Below are 18,581 nucleotides of genomic sequence, written 5' to 3' on the forward strand. Positions count from 1 at the left end.
TTCGATTTGGCTGACAAAGCGGACAGCTACGTTTGCGGCATCTCGGACACGCCGCTGCTCGGCGACACCATCGGTCGCAGCCTCGACCAGGCGGTGCGGCGCTGGGGTAACCGCGAGGCGCTGGTCTCGCCCAGCCACGGCGTCAGATGGACCTGGAAAGAATTCGCCGAGCGGGTCGATGCGCTTGCCACAGGCTTTCTCGCGCTCGGGCTCGAACGCGGGGAGCGGATCGGCATCTGGTCGCTGAACCGGCCGGAATGGACGCTGACCCAGTTCGCCGCCGCCAAGGCCGGCCTGATCCTGGTGACGATCAACCCCGCCTATCGGCTCAGCGAGCTCGAATTCGCGCTGAAGAAGGTCGGCTGCGCGGCGATCGTCACCGCAACTGCGTTCAAGACCAGCAATTACATGGAGATGCTCAACACGCTGCTGCCGGAGCTGGCCGGCGCCAGGCCCGGACAGTTACAGGCGGCGCGGTTGCCGGCTTTGCGGATGGTGATCCAGATCGGCGGCCCGGCGGCCTCAGGCACCATCCCTTTCGAGGACGTCGCACGCATGGGCGGAGCCGAGCATCGCGAGCAGCTTGCCGCGCTCGGCGCCGCGCTTCAGTTCGACGACCCCGTCAACATCCAGTTCACCAGCGGCACCACGGGATCGCCGAAAGGCGTCACTCTGACGCACCACAACATCCTCAACAACGGCTATTTCACCGGGCGCGCGATGCGCCTCTCCGAACAGGACCGCATCTGCATCCCGGTGCCGCTCTATCATTGCTTCGGCATGGTGATGGGCAACCTCGCCTCGGTCACGCTCGGCACCACCATGGTCTATCCCGGCGAGGGCTTTGATCCGCTCGCGACGCTGCGTGCGGTCGAGCAGGAGAAATGCACGGCGCTCTATGGCGTGCCGACCATGTTCATCGCCGAACTCGACCACCCCGAGTTCAAGAATTTCAATTTGAAATCGCTGCGCACCGGCATCATGGCGGGCGCGCCCTGCCCGATCGAGGTGATGAAGCGCGTCAACACCGAGATGAACATGCGCGAGGTCACCATCGCCTATGGCATGACCGAGACCAGCCCGGTCAGCTTCCAGAGCGCGACCGACGATCCGCTCGAGCGGCGCGTCTCCACCGTCGGCCGTATTCATCCGCATGTCGAGGTCAAGGTCGTCGATCTCGAGGGGCGGATCGTCAAGCGCGGCGAGCGCGGCGAGCTCTGTACCCGCGGCTACAGCGTCATGCTCGGGTATTGGGAGGAGAAGGAGAAGACGGCCGACGTGCTCGACGCCAATGGCTGGATGCACACCGGCGACCTCGCCACCATCGATGACGCAGGCTATTGCAACATCGTCGGCCGCATCAAGGATCTGGTGATCCGCGGCGGCGAGAACCTCTACCCGCGCGAGATCGAGGAGTTTCTGTACCGTCACCCCAAAATCCAGGACGTGCAGATTTTTGGCGTCGCGGATACCCGCTACGGTGAGGAGCTCTGCGCCTGGATCCGCGTCAGGCCGGGCGAGACGCTGACGGCCGAGGAGGTGCGCGCCTTCTGCGATGGCCAGATCGCCCACAACAAGATCCCGCGCTACGTCGAGTTCGTCGACGAGTTTCCGATGACCGTGACCGGAAAGATCCAGAAATTCGTGATGCGGGATGCGGTGGAGCAGCGCCTCGGGCTGAAGGCGGCGAAGACGGCGTGAGTCTTGCCGTCATTGCGAGTAGCGCTTGCGACGAAGCAATCCAGGCTCTCTCTGCGGAAACAGAACTGGAATGCTTCGCTTCGCTCGCAATGACGGGGGAGAGAGACGAGCCCTAAGCCGTCAGCCCGCGCTGGCCGGCCAGCTCCTTCAGCGACACCAGCGGGCGGGCGCCGATGTGCTGGATGATCTCGGCGGCCGCAAGCGCGCCGAGCTCGCCGCACTGCTTGTAGGCAAGATTGCGCGACAGGCCATACAGGAAGCCTGCGGCGAAGAGGTCGCCGGCGCCGGTGGTGTCGACCACCTTGTCGACCGGGAAGGCCGGCGCAGCGACGGCGTCTTCGGACGAGACCACCATGCAGCCCTTCTCGCTGCGCGTGACCACGCCGAGATTGACGTCGTTGCGCAGCTGCTTCAGCGCGGTGTCGAAATCCGAGGTCATGTAGAGCGAATGCAGCTCGGACTCGTTGGCGAAGACGATGTCGACGGTGCCGTTGCGCATCAGCGAGAGGAACTCGTCGCGATAGCGATCGACGCAGAACGAATCCGACAGCGTCAGCGCCACCCTGCGCTTGGCATCATGGGCGATCTTGGCCGCCTTGACGAAGGCGTCCTTGGCGTTCTTGGGGTCCCAGAGATAACCCTCGAGATAGACGATACCGGCCGCGGCGATCTCGGCCGGATCGATGTCGGCGGGCGACAGGTCCTGCGCCGCGCCAAGATAGGTGTTCATGGTGCGCTCGCCGTCATCCGTGACCAGGATGTAGGAGCATCCGGTGGCGGGACCGTCCTTGGCGGCAGGTGTGTTGAAGGCGACGCCGGCCGCGCGAATATCGTGGACGTAGAGCTTGCCGATCTGGTCGTCCTTGACCTTGCCGACATAGGCGGCGCGTGCCCCCAGGCTGCCGATGCCGACGATGGTGTTGGCGGCAGAGCCGCCCGAGACTTCCGTGGCCGGCCCCATGTCCTTGTAAATGGCCGCCGCCCGCGCCTCGTCGATCAGGGACATGCTGCCCTTGGTCATGCCGTGGCTGGCCAAAAAGGCCTCGTCGGTTCTGACCAGCACGTCGAACAGCGCGTTGCCGATGCCAAGAACGTCATATTTCACGTCAGCCATTCACCTTGATCCTGTTTGGCGGATTGCGGACCTTACGGAAATCCGCTTCCTGTCGGCCCGAAATCTAAGCTCGCGGCCTATCACGACCGGGCCTGCACGGGCAAGCAACGGTATTATAAAGAGCCGATGATCCGCTCCTTCCTGACCGTCTCGACGGGAACGCTGGCCTCGCGGCTGCTGGGCTTTGCCCGCGATTCCCTGATCGCAGCGCTGCTCGGCACCGGCGCCGTGGCGGATGCGTTTCTGGCGGCGTTTCAGCTCGTCAATGTGGTCCGGCGCCTGCTCAGCGAAGGGGCACTGAATGCGGCCCTGATCCCGGCCTGGCTGCGTGTCAGGGACCGCGCCGGCGATGCGGCCGCGGCGGCGTTCTCGGGGCGCGTGCTCGGCACGGTCAGTGTGGTCCTGATCGCGGTCTCAATCCTGATCGCATTGTCGATGCCGCTGATCATCACGATCATCGCACCCGGATTCCTCGGCAGCCCCACGCTCGATCTCGCGGTGCAGAATGCGCGGCTGATGCTGCCATATCTGGCCTTCGCCGGCCCCGTCACGGTGTTGATGGGACTTCTGAACGCGCAAGGGCGCTTTGCGCTCACGGCGTTCTCGCCGCTGCTGTTCAACATCGCGCTGATCGCTGCGATCGCGGCGCTCATCCTCGCGCATGCCGATGCGGCTTTCGCCGGGTGGATGCTGGCGGCCACCGTCGGCATCGCCGGGCTGCTGCAGCTCCTGATGTTGCTGTCGCAGCGGGGTGCGCGCCTCGCGACACCGCTGCGCGCCAGTTTCGATACGGAGATGCGCAGCTTCTTCGCCAAGGCGATTCCCGGCATGATCGCAAGCTCGGGGCCGCAATGGCTGATGGTGGCCGGCGCGATCATTGCATCCGCGACCCCGTCCGCCGTGTCCTGGCTCTATTTCGCCAACCGGCTGATCGAGCTGCCGCTCGGCATTGTCGGCGTCGCCATGGGCACGGTGCTGGTTCCGGAACTGACGCGCGCCGTCGCCAACTCCGACCGCGCAGCTGTGGCGCATGCGGAATCGCGCGCGCTGGAGCTTGCCGCCGGGCTGGCGCTGCCGGCCGCGCTCGGCCTGATCGTACTGGCCGAGCCGATCGTGCGGCTGCTGTTCGAGCACGGCGCCTTTGGCGCCGTCGACAGCGTGGCGACTGCACAGGCGCTGACGTGGCTGGCGCTGGCCCTGCCGGCGCATGTGCTGATCAAGGCGCTATCGCCGGCCTTCTATGCCCGCAGCGACACGATGACGCCGCTCCAGGCCACCGCCAAGGGTTTTGTCGTCGCGGTCGCTCTCGCTGTCCTGCTCGGCCATTTCTTTGGCGCCAGCGGGATCGCCGCGAGCATTGCGGCCGGTGCCTGGAGCAGCGCGCTCTCGCTGCTGCGGAAAGGCGCCAGCGAGTTCGGCTTCTCGGTCGACGCCGCTGCCCGCAGGCGGCTGCCGCGGATCATGCTCGCCGCAGCCGCCATGGGGGCCCTGCTCTGGCTGAGCGCGGATCTCATGCCCTCGGAGACGCACGGCCTCATCCGCTTCATCGTGCTGGGCCTGCAGATCGGGACCGGAATCGCCGTCTATGGCCTGCTGCTGCAAATCCTCGGCGCGGCCTCGTGGCGCGAGGCGGCTGCCGCCTTGAAGCGGCCCGCTTGACGAATTGCCCTTGACGGAGCAGCGCCGCTGTTGGAAACGACGGCCGAATACCTATGGGAAGGCTGACCATGCCATTCGTTGAACGGGTCTTTTCGGGCGTCCAGCCGACGGGCAATCTGCACCTCGGCAACTATCTCGGCGCGATCGTCAACTTCGTGAAGATGCAGGAAACCCACAGCTGCATCTATTGCGTCGTCGACATGCACGCGATCACGCAAGGCGTCGACGTCTGGGGCGGACCGGCCGAGCTCACGCGCAACACCCGCGAGGTCACCGCGGCGTTCATCGCGGCCGGCATCGATCCCAAGAAGCACATCGTGTTCAACCAGAGTCAGGTCTCGGGTCATGCCGAGCTCGCCTGGATCTTCAACTGCGTCGCGCGCATGGGCTGGCTCGGCCGCATGACCCAGTTCAAGGAGAAGGCCGGCAAGGACCGCGAGAACGCCTCCGTCGGCCTGTTCGACTATCCCGTGCTGATGGCCGCCGACATCCTTTTGTACCGCGCCACGCACGTGCCGGTCGGCGAGGACCAGAAGCAGCATCTCGAGCTCTCGCGCGACATCGCGCAGAAGTTCAACAACGACTTCGGCGAATCCATCCGCGCCCAGGGCGCCAATGACGGCTTGTTCTTCCCGCTGCCGGAACCCCTCATCACGGGCCCGGCAACGCGCGTGATGAGCCTGCGCGACGGCACCAAGAAGATGTCGAAGTCCGAAGCGTCGGACAATTCGCGCATCAATCTGACCGACGACGCCGACACCATCGCGCAGAAGATCCGCAAGGCGAAGACCGATCCGGAGCCGCTGCCGACGGAAGAGAAGGGCCTGGAAGCGCGCCCCGAAGCCGACAATCTCGTCGGCATCTTCGCCGCGCTCTCCGGCCGTTCCAAGGCCGACGTGCTCAGGGAATTCGGCAACGGCCAGTTCTCCAGCTTCAAGAACGCGCTGGCGGAGCTGTGCGTCACCAAGCTGGCGCCGATCGCCGGCGAGATGAAGCGCCTCGTCGCCGATCCCGGCCATATCGACGCGATCCTGAACGACGGCTCCGACCGCGCCCGCGCCATCGCCGACGAGACGATGAAGCTCTCCAAGGACATCGTCGGCTTCATCCGCCGGCGCTAAAGACGGCCGGCGCCCCGAGCGCCGACCGCTTCTCCTCTCCCCAATTTTGCGGGAGTGTGGCAGCATGCCAACCGCGCACAATCCGGGACATGCATGACCAGCAAGCGACTTTGCTACGAGCCGGGTCACAAGCCCAAATGCCTCGTCATCGTCGATGACACCGCCGAATGGGATCGCGCGGTCTACTATGCCAGCCGCTGGGCGATCCGCGCCGGCGGCGGCGTGGTGATGCTGCGCATCATCGAACCCGAACAGCAGAGCCAGGAATGGCTGGGGGTTGCCGACATCATGCGCGCCGAAGCGCAGGAAGCCGCGGAAGCCGCGCTCGACCGCGCTGCGGGCCGGGCCAACGGCATCGCCGCGATCACCCCGGAGCGGGCGATCCGCGAGGGCGCGCCGATGGAACAACTGCTCGCGGTGATCGACGAGGACCCCGACATCGCCATGCTGGTGCTTGCCGCCAGCCCCGGCGCGGAGGGACCGGGACCACTGGTCTCGCTGCTGGCGCATGCGGTCGGGACCTTCCCGATTCCCGTGACGATCATTTCCGGCGCGCTCAGCGACGAGAGCGTGGATTCGCTGTCGTAGGCAGCGGTACCTCTTGCCCTCCCCTGGAGGGGGAGGGTCGGCTCACATCTGAGCGCAGCGAAGATGAGAGACGGGGTGGGGTGACGCTCTCTCCCCATCCAACAGTGCCCGCGTGGAGAGATCACCCCACCCCGCTCGCGCTTTGCGCGATCGACCCTCCCCCTCCAGGGGAGGATAAGCCCAACCCTCTGATTTTTATGGGCTAATATCCCCCCATCCCTTGATCGTGCGTTCGCCGTCGCCATCTGCTAGGAAATAGGGCACGCGCCGGCCTTGAACCGGCGACGTCTGGAGAAAGCCATGTTCATTCAAACCGAAGCCACCCCCAATCCCGCCACGCTGAAGTTCATTCCCGGCCGCGTCGTGGTCGACGGCAGCCCGATGGATTTTGCGAGCCGCGAAGCCGCGACGCGCTCGCCGCTGGCGGAAAAACTGTTCGAAGTGCCCGGCGTCACCGGCGTGTTCTACGGATCAGACTTCATCACCGTGACCAAAGCGGGCGGTGAATGGCAGCAGCTCAAGCCCGCGATCCTCGGTGCCATCATGGAGCACTACATGTCCGGCGCGCCGCTGCTCGCCGACGGTGCGGCTCAAGATGACGCCGACCTCGACGACGAGGACGAGTTCTTCGACGAGGCCGATGCCGAGACGGTCGACATGATCAAGGATCTGATCGAGACCCGCGTACGGCCGGCGGTGGCTAATGACGGCGGCGACATCACCTTCCGCGGCTTCAAGGACGGCGTGGTCTATCTCCACATGAAGGGCGCCTGCTCCGGCTGCCCGTCATCGACCGCGACGCTTCAGCACGGCATCCAGAACTTGCTGAAGCACTTCGTCCCCGACGTGGTCGAAGTCCGGCCGATGTGAATTGCACGGCCTGCGCCCTGATTCCACTCCGTCATGCCCGGGCTTGTCCCGGGCATCCATGTTTTTAGAGCCGCAAAGTCGTGGATGGCCGGGTCAAGCCCGGCCGTGACGGCTAGAACCTTAGGCATCATCCGATTGCCAATGCTATGATCACACCATGCTGATCCTTGCCATCGATACCGCGCTCGACGCCTGCTCCGTCGCCGTGCTCGACACCGAAACGGCCGAGTTGCGAGCGCAGGAACAGCTTCTCATGAAGCGCGGCCACGCCGAGGCCCTGATGCCGATGATCGCGCGGGTCATGCAAACCGCGAACCTCGCCTTCACCGCCCTCGACCGCATCGCGGTCACCGTCGGCCCCGGAAGCTTCACCGGCCTGCGCGTCGGCATTTCGGCGGCGCGCGGCCTCGCGCTCGCGGCCGGGCGGCCTGCCGTCGGCCTCACCACCCTGTCGGCCTATGCCGCCACCGTCGTCGGCCAGAGCAAATCGGCGCCGGTGATCTCCGCAATCGACGCGCGGCACGACCACGTCTATTTCCAGATCGTCGCCGGCGACGGCAGCCAGCTGGTGCGGCCGCGCGTCGCCTCCATCGACGAGGCGATCGCGGCCTCGCAGTTCGGCGCGCCGCATCTGGTCGGCAACGCCGCAAACATCCTCGCCGGGCGTTGGACGAAAGACAGCGAACAACCGGTCGCGGTCGATGCGCAGCCCGCGCCCGACATCGGCTGGGTCGCATGGCTCGGCGCCGCGGCCGATCCGTCGACGAATCCGGCGCGGCCGTTCTATCTGAAGGCGCCCGACGCAAAGCCGCCGGCACAACCGCCATTTGCAGCACAAGCCGCAAGCTCATGATGAGATGGCTGTCGGAATGGTGGCGCGGCGGGACGGCCGCCGTCGAGCCGGCTTCCGTGCGCGACGCCGCACGGCTGGCGCAGCTTCACGCCGCCTCCTTCGCGCACGGCTGGGGCGAGGGCGAATTCGAGAGCATGCTCAGCGAGCGCAACACGCTGGTGCATCGGCTGCGCCTCGGCCGCAGGACCATCGGATTCGCGGTGTCGCGGATCGGCGCGGACGAGGCGGAAATCCTCTCGGTCGCGGTGGACGAGGCCTATCGCGGCCGCGGCCTCTCTCGCACGCTGCTGATGACTCATCTCGGCCACCTCGCAGGGCGCGGCGTGCGCACGATATTTCTCGAAGTCGAGGAAAACAACCAGCCGGCGCGGCGGCTCTACGACAGGTGCGGATTCGTGGTGGTCGGACGCCGCGAACGCTACTATAAGCAGCCGAACGGGGAACAATTGAACGCCCTTCTGATGCGGCGTGACTTGTCGTAATATTGATGGCAGAAAGCGCCCCGTCAGGCAGACAACACATGACTGGACTTAAACCTTCATCCGCATCCAAGGCGTCCGGGATCGAGGCGCGCTGTGCCGCCACCGGCATGCGCATGACCGAGCAGCGCCGTGTCATCGCCCGCGTGCTCGCGGCGGCGGTCGATCATCCCGATGTCGAGGAACTGTACCGGCGCTGCGTCGCCGTCGACGACAAGATCTCGATCTCGACCGTGTATCGCACCGTCAAGCTGTTCGAGGATGCCGGCATCATCGAACGCCACGACTTTCGCGAAGGCCGCGCGCGCTACGAGACGATGCGCGACAGCCATCACGACCACCTCATCAATCTCAGGGACGGCAAGGTAATCGAATTCACCTCCGAAGAGATCGAGAAGCTGCAGGCGGAGATCGCCCGCAAGCTCGGCTACAAGCTGGTCGACCACCGCCTCGAGCTCTATTGCGTCCCGCTCGACGACGACAAGCCGACCAACTAAGTGCCCGTCGACCTCATCATCTTCGATTGCGACGGCGTGCTCGTGGACAGCGAGGTGATCTCCTGTCGCGCCCATGCCGACGTACTGACGCGGCATGGTTATCCGATCACGTCGGAGCAGGTGTCCGAGCGTTTCCTCGGTCGCTCGACAAAACAGGCCAATCTCGAGATCGAGACCGAACTCGGACGCAAGCTGCCCGAGGCCTATCATGGCGACCTGCAGGACGAGCTGTTTCGCGCATTCGAAGCCGATCTCGAGGCGATCCGCGGCATCCACGACGTGCTCGACGTCGTGACGCAACGTGTCTGCGTTGCCTCGAGTGGTTCGCATCCACGCATGCGGGTGAGCCTCGGAAGCACGGGGCTCTATGAGCGCCTCGCGCCGAACATCTTTTCGTCCTCGCAGGTGATGAATGGAAAGCCGGCTCCGGATCTGTTCCTGTTCGCGGCCAAGGAAATGGGCGTCCCGCCCGAGCGCTGCGTCGTGATCGAGGACAGTCTGGCCGGCATCGCCGGCGCGCGGGCGGCCGGTATGAAAGTGTTCGGCTTTTATGGTGGCAGTCATTGCGGAGGCGGCCATGCCGAGACCCTGCGTCAAGCCGGCGCCGACTTGACCTTTGCCGACATGCATCAGTTGCCGGAGCTGGTTCGGCGGAACGTGGCAGTGGCCGAGCTCCGGTCGTGAACAGCGGGCCGGCACCATGGACGAGCCACACGAAATAGCTCTGATCGGCGCCGGTGAAGACCAAAGGGCGGTGTTCACAGAGTACGAAATCGGTCCCGTCTGCAAGCTGAGCTGCGCCTCCCGCGGAAAGACGATCGAGGCCGAGGCCGGCGATTTCTTTGAGGCGCTGTGCCTGATCCGCCGTCAGCTCGAGCCCGAGGGCCTCATCCCGTTCTGCTATGGCGCCAGCCTCAATGTGTATCCGTCCGGAATGGCGAGGGACATGGGCGCGGGGCTCAAGGCATATCGGATGACGAAAGGCGTCCATGCGCGCATGGCCGACCTCGTCGAAATCTTCTCCTCAGGGCCGGATGTGATCCCGGCCTCGGTCGACGCGCAGGAAGCGTTTTGGCGGGAATGGCTCGCCACCCCTCGCGCGTAGCGCCGAATCCATGCGAAGCGAGGCCCATTTCGATCGATTTTGAAGCCAGTTGCGGCTTTGCCCCCTTGGCGGCGACCCGAATCCCCTCCGTGGGCCCCCAATCGCTGGATTTTAGTCTCTCCAGCCTATATCTGAAGGCCGTCCTCCACCTCCATTTCGGGTTCCATGACGCCGCCGCGCAAGCTGCACATCAAATCTTATGGCTGCCAGATGAACGTCTACGATGCCCAGCGCATGGTGGACACGCTGGCTCCCGAGGGATTCGTGGAGACGGCGAGTGCCGAGGAGGCCGACCTCGTCATCCTCAACACCTGCCACATCCGCGAGAAGGCCTCCGAAAAGGTCTATTCCGAGCTCGGCCGATTGCGCGTCGCCAAGGACGAGGCCGCCCGCGGGGGCCGCGCGATGCAGATCGCGGTCGCCGGCTGCGTGGCGCAGGCCGAGGGTGAGGAGATCGTGCGCCGCGCGCCGGTCGTCGATGTCGTGGTGGGACCGCAGAGCTATCATCATCTGCCGGAGCTGTTGAAGCGCGCCGGCAACGAAGGCCGCGCGATCGAGACCGAGTTTCCCGCGGCCGACAAGTTCGGCTTCCTGGCCCAGCCAAAGCCCGATGCGATCCGCGCGCGCGGCATTTCCGCTTTCGTCACGGTGCAGGAAGGCTGCGACAAGTTCTGCACCTTCTGCGTCGTGCCCTACACGCGAGGTTCGGAAGTCTCCCGCCCCGTCGCCAAGATCGTCGACGACGTCAAGCGGCTCGCCGACAACGGCGTGCGCGAGCTCACGCTGATTGGACAGAACGTCAACGCCTATCATGGCGAGGGACCGGACGGGAAAGCCTGGCCGCTCGGCCGGCTGCTCGAGCATCTGGCGACCATTCCCGGCATCGCGCGGCTGCGTTACTCGACCAGCCATCCGCGTGACGTCGATGACAGCCTGATCGCGGCCCATCGCGATCTTGGCGCCCTGATGCCGTTCGTGCACCTGCCGGTACAGTCGGGCTCGGACCGGATTCTCGCCGCCATGAACCGGAAACATACCGCCGATGATTACCGGCGGCTCGTCGACCGTTTCCGCGCCGCCCGCCAAGACATTGCTTTTTCATCAGATTTTATCGTCGGCTTCCCCGGCGAGAGCGAGCAAGATTTTCTCGCCACTCTCGCGCTTGTCACGCAAATCGGCTACGCTGCGGCCTATTCGTTCAAATACTCCGCCCGGCCGGGAACGCCGGCCGCGGACATGCAGGAGACGGTGTCCCCTTCCGAGATGGACCAGCGATTGGAGCGGCTCCAGGAACTGATCGACAGCCAGCAATCGGCCTTCAACAAGGCTGCGATTGGCTCAACGGTCGATGTGCTGTTCGAGCGTCCGGCGCGCAAGGACGGCCAGATCGTCGGCCGCACCGCCTTCCTCCAGCCCGCCCATGTGATGGCCTCGGCCGACATCATCGGACAAATCCTGCCTGTCAGGATCGACAGCCTCGAGCGCTACAGCTTCCTCGGCGAACTCGCCACCGCGCGCGAGCCCGCTTTATCGCAAGCCATCGGAGCCTGAACCCTTGCCAAAAAGCGCATCGGATTCGTCTTCTTTCGCTCCCAGCCGCAAATTTGACCGCGACATGCAAGTTCCGCCCGAGACTCAGGTCGTCATCGACTTCGACGACAACCGCGCCGCATCCGCGCTGGTTGGCCCGTACGGCCAGCACCTGGCGCAGATCGAGCGGCGGCTCGGCGTCGTCGTCGATTCCAAGGGCAACCACATCACGATCGGCGGCACGCGCGACGGCTGCGACGCCGCACGCCGCGTGCTGGAGATGCTGTACGCGCAAGCCGCGAAGGGACAGGACCTCGACCAGGGTGAGGTCGAAGGCGCGATCCGCGCCGTGATCGCGCAGGGCTCGCTGTTCGAGTTCGACGCCAAATCGGCCAAATCGGCCTTTGACAGCATCAATTTGCGCAAGCGCCCCGTGCGCGCGCGCACTGCCGCGCAGGATTCCTACATCCGCGCGCTGAAGCGCCACGAGCTGGTGTTCGGCATCGGCCCCGCCGGCACCGGCAAGACCTGGCTCGCGGTCGCGCATGCGGCGCAGCTGTTCGAGCGCAAGGAAGTCGACAAGATCATCCTGTCGCGCCCGGCGGTGGAAGCCGGCGAGCGGCTGGGCTTTTTGCCCGGCGATCTCCGCGAGAAGGTCGATCCGTATCTGCGCCCGATCTACGACGCGCTCTACGACCTCATGGATGCGCGCATCGTCGAGCGCGCGCTCCAGACCGGCGAGATCGAGATCGCGCCGCTCGCCTTCATGCGCGGCCGCACGCTGACCAACGCCGCCATCATCCTGGACGAGGCGCAGAACACCACGTCGATGCAGATGAAGATGTTTTTGACCCGTCTCGGCGAGAACAGCCGCATGATCGTGACCGGCGACCCCTCGCAGATCGACCTGCCGAACGGCCAGACCTCGGGCCTGGCCGAAGCAACGCGTCTCCTGAGCGGTGTCGAGGGCATTGCCCAAGTTCATTTCAAAGCCGAGGACGTGATCCGCCATGAGCTCGTGGCGCGGATCGTCGCCGCCTATGAGGGTTCGCCGCAGCGGCCGGCCGCCGATAAATCCTGACGGGACAACAGCCGGACCAAGAGGGCGCGGACACGGCGTTCTTCGTTCCGAACAAAGACAATGTCACACCCCAATCTTCCCATGACCGAGGTCCTCATCGTTGCCGATTGCTGGCAGCGCGAGCCCGATTCCGAAGCCGTGATCCAGCGCGCGGTTGCAGCCGCCGCCGAGGGTGTCGACGAAGACGTTGCCGACGCCGAAGTGGCCGTGATGCTGACCGACGACGCCGGCATCCGCACCCTCAACAGCAACTGGCGCGGCATCGACAAGCCGACCAACGTGCTGTCGTTTCCCGCACTCCAGCCGGAGGGGGAGTGGAAGGAAGGCGATGCCCCGCGCATGCTCGGCGATATCGCGATCGCCTATGAGACCATGCGGCGCGAGGCCGACGAGGAGCACAAGCCGTTCGACCACCATTTGAGCCATCTGGCCGTGCACGGCTTCCTGCACCTGATCGGCTACGACCATGAGAACGATGGCGACGCCGAGGAGATGGAAGCGCTGGAGACGCAGATCCTGGCTCACCTTGGAATCCCCGATCCCTATGCAGACCGCGCGGGGGCGCATTGAAATGCCGGAGTCCGACCCGATCCAGGACAATCCGCGCAACACGGCCAACCTGCCGGCCGTTGTGACACAGGGCGAGGTGATGCGCCCGACCGCCGATGGCTGGCTCTTGCGCGCCATCCGCACGCTGTTCGGCTGGAAGGCGGGATCGGTGCGCGACGACCTTCAGGTCGTGCTCGACGCGACGACGCCTGACGACACCGGTTTCTCGGCGGTCGAGCGCACCATGCTGCGCAACATCCTCGGTCTGCACGAGCGCCGCATCGCCGACGTCATGGTGCATCGCGCCGACGTCGTCGCGGTGAAGCGGGACATCCCGCTCGGCGAATTGATGGACCGCTTCGAGAGCGCCGGCCATTCCCGCCTCGTGGTCTACAACGAGACGCTCGACGATCCCGTCGGCATCGTCCACATCCGCGACCTGCTCGCCTTCATGACGGCGCGCGCGCGCGTATCCGAAGCGACCAAGACCAAGCGCAAGAAGCCGCTGCCGGCCGGGCTCGATCTGAAGGCCGTCGACCTCGCGCTGCCGCTCGAGGACGCGCGCATCATCCGCAAGCTGCTCTACGTGCCGCCCTCGATGCGGGCGATCGACCTGCTCGCGCAGATGCAGGCCACGCGTATTCACCTCGCGCTGGTGGTCGACGAATATGGCGGCAGCGACGGGCTGGTTTCGCTCGAAGACATCGTCGAGCAGATCGTCGGCGAGATCGACGACGAGCACGACAGCGACGAGCCGCCCTCGATCGTGCGCCTGCCCGACAACGCCTTCATCGCCGACGCCCGCGCCAGCCTCGACGACGTTCGCACCGTGATCGGGGAAGACTTCGTCACCGGCGAAGCCGGCGAGGAAGTCGAGACGCTTGGCGGCTATCTCGTCAGCTTCGTCGGGCGCCTGCCGGTGCGCGGCGAGGTGATCTCCGGCCCCGGCGCTTACGAGGTCGAGGTGCTCGATGCCGATCCGCGCCGCGTCAAGCGGCTGCGCATCTCGACGCGCAAGGAACGGCCCGCGCCGCGGACCCAGCGCGAGAGAAGCCGCCGCGAGGCCGCGCCCGACGGCGGCCAGCCGCCCGCCAGCGACACGCAGAGCCCGCCGCCAAGCGACGGGACCGGTCAACAGTGAGCCCGCTGCAGCGAGTTCGGCAGATCGCGCTTGCCATCATCCTCACCTGGGGATGGAAGCGCGCCGTCATCGCGATGGGGTGCGGCGCGCTGTCGGTGCTGGCGCTGGCGCCATTCAATGTCTTTCCAGTGCTGTTCATCACCTTTCCAGTGCTGGTCTGGTTGATCGACGGCACCGGCGCCGGACGATATGGCGGCGTCCCCGCTGCCGCGCTGACCGGCTACTGGTTCGGGCTCGGCTATTTCGTCCCCGGCCTGTACTGGATCGGCTACGCCTTCTTCGTCGATGCCGACGTGTTCGCCTGGCTGACGCCGTTCGCCGTACTCGGCCTGCCGGCTTATCTGTCCATCTTCACGGCCATCGGCTTTGCGCTGGCGCGCCTGCTCTGGACCAAGAACGCCACCCGCGTGCTCGCACTCGCGGCAAGCCTCACGTTGAGCGAATGGCTGCGCGGCCACGCGCTGACCGGCTTTCCCTGGAACGCGTTCGGCTATGCGCTGTCCGAGCCGCTGCCGCTGGCGCAGACGGCCTCGCTGATCGGCCTGTGGGGCATGACCTTCCTGACGGTTGCGATCTTCGCCAGCCCCGCGACGCTGATCGACCGCACGCCCGATCGCCGCCTGCAATGGCGCGTGCCGGCGGCGGCAATTGCGCTGTTGATTGTCATGAGCATCTTCGGCGCGATCCGCCTGTCGCTGCATCCCACCACGATGGTATCGGGCGCCAAGCTGCGCCTGATGCAGCCAAACCTCCAGCAGGACGCGAAATTCAACTACGCCGCCAAGGCGGAAGTGATGAAGAAGTACCTCGCCCTGTCGGACCGTGCCTCCGGCCCGCAATCCACCGGCGTGCGCGATGCCACCATCCTGATCTGGCCCGAATCCGCATTTCCGTTCTTCCTGACTCGCGAAGCCGACGCGATGGCAGAGATCGCCGATCTCCTGCCGAAAGGCACCGTGCTGATCACGGGCTCGGTCCGCGCGCCCGATCTGCCGCGGGGCACGCCGATCACGCGTGCCTATAATTCGATCTATGTGATTGATCATGACGGCAGCGTGCTTGCGGTCTATGACAAGCTGCATCTGGTGCCGTTCGGCGAATTTCTTCCCTATCAGGCTTTGATGGAGAAACTCGGCTTCGAGCAACTGACGCGTGTGCGCGGGGGCTTCATTCCCGGCACGGTGCGGCATGCGCTGCCGGTCCCCAGCGCACCGCCCGCGCTGCCGCTGATCTGTTACGAAGCAATCTTTCCCGGCGAAGTTGCGGGACGCAACGAACGTCCGGGCTGGATCGTGAACCTCACCAATGACGGCTGGTTCGGCATCTCGACCGGCCCTTATCAGCATCTGGAGCAGTCGCGGATGCGCGCGATCGAGCTCGGATTGCCGCTGGTCCGTTCTGCCAATACAGGCGTCTCCGCGGTGATTGATCCGGTGGGCCGCACCGTTGCCAGCCTCGGACTCGGAATCGAAGGCATTTTGGATGCAAGCCTGCCCGCCGCGATCCCGCCAACCGTCTATGCGCGCGTGGGCGACGTGCCCGCCGCCATGCTCGTCGCGGTGGCCGTGTTTCTGGCCGTCCGCCGGCGTGTCGCCCGGCCGCAGCGCTGATCGCGACCTTCCCAGCAGCGCGGCCGGAAGCTTTTGACAACCGTAGTCCCACGGTTGACAGACTGCACGCAGGCTCCCCATTCTGCACCCGCTGCAAAAGACAGTGGTGCGTTGCTAAATTTCTCCGCAATGTTTCCCAATAACAGGGTTTGATTTGACGTTGCTTGCACCTGAGGCACTCCAATTGATTGCGCTTAAGGTGGTGTTTGGAGGGCTGAGGAAATGTCGAAAGCGCCCAACCCTGTTGACAAATATGTCGGCAGTCGCGTGCGCATGCGCCGCATCATGTTGGGCATGAGCCAGGAAAAGCTCGGTGAAGCTTTAGGCCTGACTTTCCAGCAGATTCAGAAATACGAGAAGGGCACCAACCGGGTCGGCGCGAGCCGTATCCAGCAGATCGCCGAGATTCTGCAGGTGCCGGTGTCATTCCTGTTCGAGGGCGGCCCGAGCGGCGTGCCCGGGCCGGATGGCTTCAGCGAAGGCGCCTCGCCGTCTTACGTCTCGGATTTCCTCGCGACTTCCGAGGGCTTGGCCTTGACCAAGGCGTTCACGCGAATCACCGATTCGAAGATGCGCCGCTCGATCGTCGATCTCGTCGAGCAGATCGCAGCCCGCGAAGGTCCCGACAAGCGCTGAGGCGCCATCTCGATGGCGATTTGAGACGGCGTGAAATCTGGCCTATGTCGTCATTTGTGGCCGCGGCTTGACGCGCGTCCGCCCCGATGATGCGATTCAAAGGCACAGATGCGCCCATGACCAGGTACAATTGGTTCGATTCCCAAACCATTCTCGATGGCATCCGCCGCTGGGTGGAGATCGAGACGCCGACGGAAGCGCCTGAACAGGTCAACGAGCTGGTCTCGGTGGTCGCCGAGCAATACCGCGATCTGCCGGTCACGCTTGAGCGCGTCGCAGGCGTCGATGGCTGCGGCGATCATCTCATGGCGCGCTCGAATTGGGGCCAGGACCAGCCGGGCATCCTTGTGCTGAGCCACCTCGATACTGTCCATCCCATGGGATTCATCGAGCGCCTGCCGTTCAAGGTCGAAGGCGACGTCGCGTTCGGTCCCGGTATCTACGACATGAAAGGCGGCGCCTACATCGCCCATCACGCGTTTCGTGCCCTCTGCGCCGACGGCGATCGTTCGCCGCTCGGCATCACCCACCTGTTCACCTCCGACGAGGAGATCGGCAGCCCGACCTCGCGCGCGCTGATCGAGCAGGAAGGGCGCAGGGCCAAATATGTGCTGGTGACGGAGCCGGCGCGAGACGGCGGCAAGATCGTCACCGGACGCAAGGGCGTCGGACGCTTCCGGGTATTCGTCAAAGGCGTGCCGGCGCATGCCGGCTCGCGGCCCGAAGACGGCCGCAGCGCGGTGCGCGAGCTCGCCAATGTCATCCTGGCACTGGAAGGGATGAACGACCTGAAGCGCGGCGTCACCGTCAATGTCGGCGTTGTGCGCGGCGGCACGCGCCCCAACGTCACGCCGGAGGAGGCCTATGCCGAGGTCGATCTGCGCGTCGTGAGCCTCAAGGACGCAGACGAGTTCGTCGGCAGGATCCTCGCTTTGACCTCGAAGACCGACGGCGTCACCGTGACCGTCGCGGGCGAGCTCAACCGTCCGCCCTACGAGAAGAGCAATGCAGGCGCCTCGCTGTTCGAGCACGCGAAGACGCTCGCCGGCGAGATCGGCTTCGAGCTGATCGACACCCACACCGGCGGCGGCTCGGACGGCAATTTCACCGCGCCGCATACCGCAACGCTCGACGGGCTCGGCGTCGACGGCAAGGGCGCTCACACCCATTATGAGCAGCTCTACATCTCCTCGCTCGCGCCGCGTGCGCGGCTGCTCCATCGCCTGTATCAGACCCTGCGATGAGCGAGCGCAAATCAGATCCCGATCGCGACGACAGCGAGCGCGCCTTCTTCGGGCGCCGCAAGGGCCACAAGCTCAGGCAGCACCAGGCCGAGCTGATCGATCATCTGCTGCCGCATCTCGCGCTCGACATCGACGGTGAGACGCCGGCGGACGCGCGCGAGATCTTTGGCCCCGCAATCGAAGATGTGCGGCTCGAGATCGGCTTCGGCGGCGGCGAGCATCTCGCGGCCGAGGCACAGACCTTCGCCACGACCGGCTTCATCGGCTGCGAGCCTTACGTCAACGGCATGGCAAAGATCCTCGCGCAGATCGAGGCCGCCAATATCGGCAACATCCGCCTGTTCGCCGGCGACGCCGCCGAGCTGCTGGCCTGGCTGCCTGAGGCATCACTGTCACGGATCGACCTGATACATCCCGATCCCTGGCCGAAGCGGCGGCACTGGAAACGGCGCTTCGTCCAGGACAGGACGATCGCCGCGATGGCGCGCGTGCTGAAGCCGAACGGTGAATTCCGCTTCGTCTGCGATATCGACGATTACTGCGCCTGGACGCTGTCGCATCTTGCGCGTTCGCAGGACTTCGTCTGGCCTGCCGAGCGCGCCGACGATTTCAGGCAGCCATGGGCCGGCTATACCATGACCCGCTACGGCCGGAAGGCCGCGCGCGAAGGGCGCAAGGCGGCTTACTTGCGGTTCAGGCGAGTTGGTTAGAGCGTTTTCGAGCGAAGTGGACGCCGGTTCGCGTGAAGAAAACGCGTCAAAACAAGAATCTAGAGCTTCGGTTCAGATTCAGTCAGAACCGAA

19 protein-coding genes are annotated in these 18,581 nt (G+C 65.3%); 18 read left to right on the forward strand and 1 reads right to left on the reverse strand.

Annotated features, from left to right (window positions below; genetic code table 11):
* Window positions 1-6: 6 nt before the first annotated feature.
* The gene (locus TSA1_RS24515; protein WP_100178578.1) at window positions 7-1,701 is read left to right on the forward strand and encodes an AMP-binding protein; all 1,695 of its coding nucleotides are present in this window, start codon (window positions 7-9) and stop codon (window positions 1,699-1,701) included.
* Between the two features lie 112 nt (window positions 1,702-1,813).
* On the opposite strand, the gene TSA1_RS24520 is transcribed toward TSA1_RS24515, so the two are convergent.
* The gene (locus TSA1_RS24520; RefSeq protein ID WP_100178579.1) at window positions 1,814-2,815 is read right to left on the reverse strand and encodes an adenosine kinase; all 1,002 of its coding nucleotides are present in this window, start codon (window positions 2,813-2,815) and stop codon (window positions 1,814-1,816) included.
* A gap of 126 nt (window positions 2,816-2,941) precedes the next feature.
* On the opposite strand from TSA1_RS24520, the gene murJ reads away from it, so the two are divergent.
* From murJ to TSA1_RS24610, 17 genes are all read left to right on the forward strand, one after another.
* The gene (gene murJ / locus TSA1_RS24525; RefSeq protein WP_100178580.1) at window positions 2,942-4,474 is read left to right on the forward strand and encodes a murein biosynthesis integral membrane protein MurJ; all 1,533 of its coding nucleotides are present in this window, start codon (window positions 2,942-2,944) and stop codon (window positions 4,472-4,474) included.
* A 68-nt stretch (window positions 4,475-4,542) separates the two neighbouring features.
* Complete coding sequence (gene trpS, locus TSA1_RS24530) at window positions 4,543-5,595, forward strand: tryptophan--tRNA ligase (RefSeq protein WP_100181311.1); 1,053 nt, start codon at window positions 4,543-4,545, stop codon at window positions 5,593-5,595.
* A gap of 93 nt (window positions 5,596-5,688) precedes the next feature.
* On the forward strand, window positions 5,689-6,183 hold the full coding sequence (locus tag TSA1_RS24535; protein ID WP_142248661.1) for a universal stress protein: 495 nt from the start codon (window positions 5,689-5,691) through the stop codon (window positions 6,181-6,183).
* Window positions 6,184-6,483: 300 nt separating this feature from the next.
* Complete coding sequence (locus TSA1_RS24540) at window positions 6,484-7,053, forward strand: NifU family protein (RefSeq protein WP_097663404.1); 570 nt, start codon at window positions 6,484-6,486, stop codon at window positions 7,051-7,053.
* Between the two features lie 157 nt (window positions 7,054-7,210).
* Entirely contained in the window at window positions 7,211-7,906 is a 696-nt protein-coding gene (gene tsaB / locus TSA1_RS24550) for a tRNA (adenosine(37)-N6)-threonylcarbamoyltransferase complex dimerization subunit type 1 TsaB (RefSeq protein WP_100178583.1), read from the forward strand.
* A complete protein-coding gene (gene rimI / locus TSA1_RS24555) occupies window positions 7,903-8,388 on the forward strand; it encodes a ribosomal protein S18-alanine N-acetyltransferase (protein ID WP_100178584.1) in 486 nt (161 codons plus the stop codon). The genes tsaB and rimI overlap by 4 nt, the downstream gene beginning before the upstream one ends.
* A gap of 38 nt (window positions 8,389-8,426) precedes the next feature.
* Complete coding sequence (locus TSA1_RS24560) at window positions 8,427-8,882, forward strand: Fur family transcriptional regulator (protein ID WP_100178585.1); 456 nt, start codon at window positions 8,427-8,429, stop codon at window positions 8,880-8,882.
* Entirely contained in the window at window positions 8,883-9,566 is a 684-nt protein-coding gene (locus TSA1_RS24565) for an HAD family hydrolase (protein ID WP_100178586.1), read from the forward strand.
* Between the two features lie 16 nt (window positions 9,567-9,582).
* The gene (locus TSA1_RS24570) at window positions 9,583-9,987 is read left to right on the forward strand and encodes a hypothetical protein (protein WP_145984365.1); all 405 of its coding nucleotides are present in this window, start codon (window positions 9,583-9,585) and stop codon (window positions 9,985-9,987) included.
* 165 nt (window positions 9,988-10,152) lie between these two features.
* Complete coding sequence (miaB, locus tag TSA1_RS24575) at window positions 10,153-11,538, forward strand: tRNA (N6-isopentenyl adenosine(37)-C2)-methylthiotransferase MiaB (RefSeq protein WP_100178588.1); 1,386 nt, start codon at window positions 10,153-10,155, stop codon at window positions 11,536-11,538.
* Between the two features lie 64 nt (window positions 11,539-11,602).
* Window positions 11,603-12,598: a PhoH family protein gene (locus TSA1_RS24580; RefSeq protein WP_100178589.1), complete on the forward strand. Its 996-nt coding sequence runs from the start codon at window positions 11,603-11,605 to the stop codon at window positions 12,596-12,598.
* 81 nt (window positions 12,599-12,679) lie between these two features.
* Window positions 12,680-13,168 carry an rRNA maturation RNase YbeY gene (ybeY, locus tag TSA1_RS24585; protein ID WP_245448403.1) on the forward strand — a complete coding sequence of 163 codons (489 nt, stop codon included), beginning with the start codon at window positions 12,680-12,682 and terminating at the stop codon, window positions 13,166-13,168.
* Window position 13,169: 1 nt separating this feature from the next.
* Window positions 13,170-14,288, forward strand: coding sequence for a hemolysin family protein (locus TSA1_RS24590; protein ID WP_245448404.1), 1,119 nt, complete (start codon window positions 13,170-13,172; stop codon window positions 14,286-14,288).
* Complete coding sequence (gene lnt / locus TSA1_RS24595; RefSeq protein WP_100178592.1) at window positions 14,285-15,898, forward strand: apolipoprotein N-acyltransferase; 1,614 nt, start codon at window positions 14,285-14,287, stop codon at window positions 15,896-15,898. Before TSA1_RS24590 ends, lnt begins: the two co-directional genes overlap by 4 nt.
* Window positions 15,899-16,120: 222 nt before the next feature.
* Window positions 16,121-16,534 carry a helix-turn-helix domain-containing protein gene (locus tag TSA1_RS24600; protein ID WP_018319423.1) on the forward strand — a complete coding sequence of 138 codons (414 nt, stop codon included), beginning with the start codon at window positions 16,121-16,123 and terminating at the stop codon, window positions 16,532-16,534.
* Window positions 16,535-16,620: 86 nt separating this feature from the next.
* Entirely contained in the window at window positions 16,621-17,778 is a 1,158-nt protein-coding gene (locus TSA1_RS24605; protein ID WP_100178593.1) for a M20 family metallopeptidase, read from the forward strand.
* Window positions 17,775-18,488 carry a tRNA (guanine(46)-N(7))-methyltransferase TrmB gene (locus tag TSA1_RS24610; protein ID WP_100178594.1) on the forward strand — a complete coding sequence of 238 codons (714 nt, stop codon included), beginning with the start codon at window positions 17,775-17,777 and terminating at the stop codon, window positions 18,486-18,488. Before TSA1_RS24605 ends, TSA1_RS24610 begins: the two co-directional genes overlap by 4 nt.
* Window positions 18,489-18,581 lie beyond the last annotated feature (93 nt).

This window comes from Bradyrhizobium nitroreducens (genome assembly GCF_002776695.1).
Classification (GTDB): domain Bacteria; phylum Pseudomonadota; class Alphaproteobacteria; order Rhizobiales; family Xanthobacteraceae; genus Bradyrhizobium; species Bradyrhizobium nitroreducens.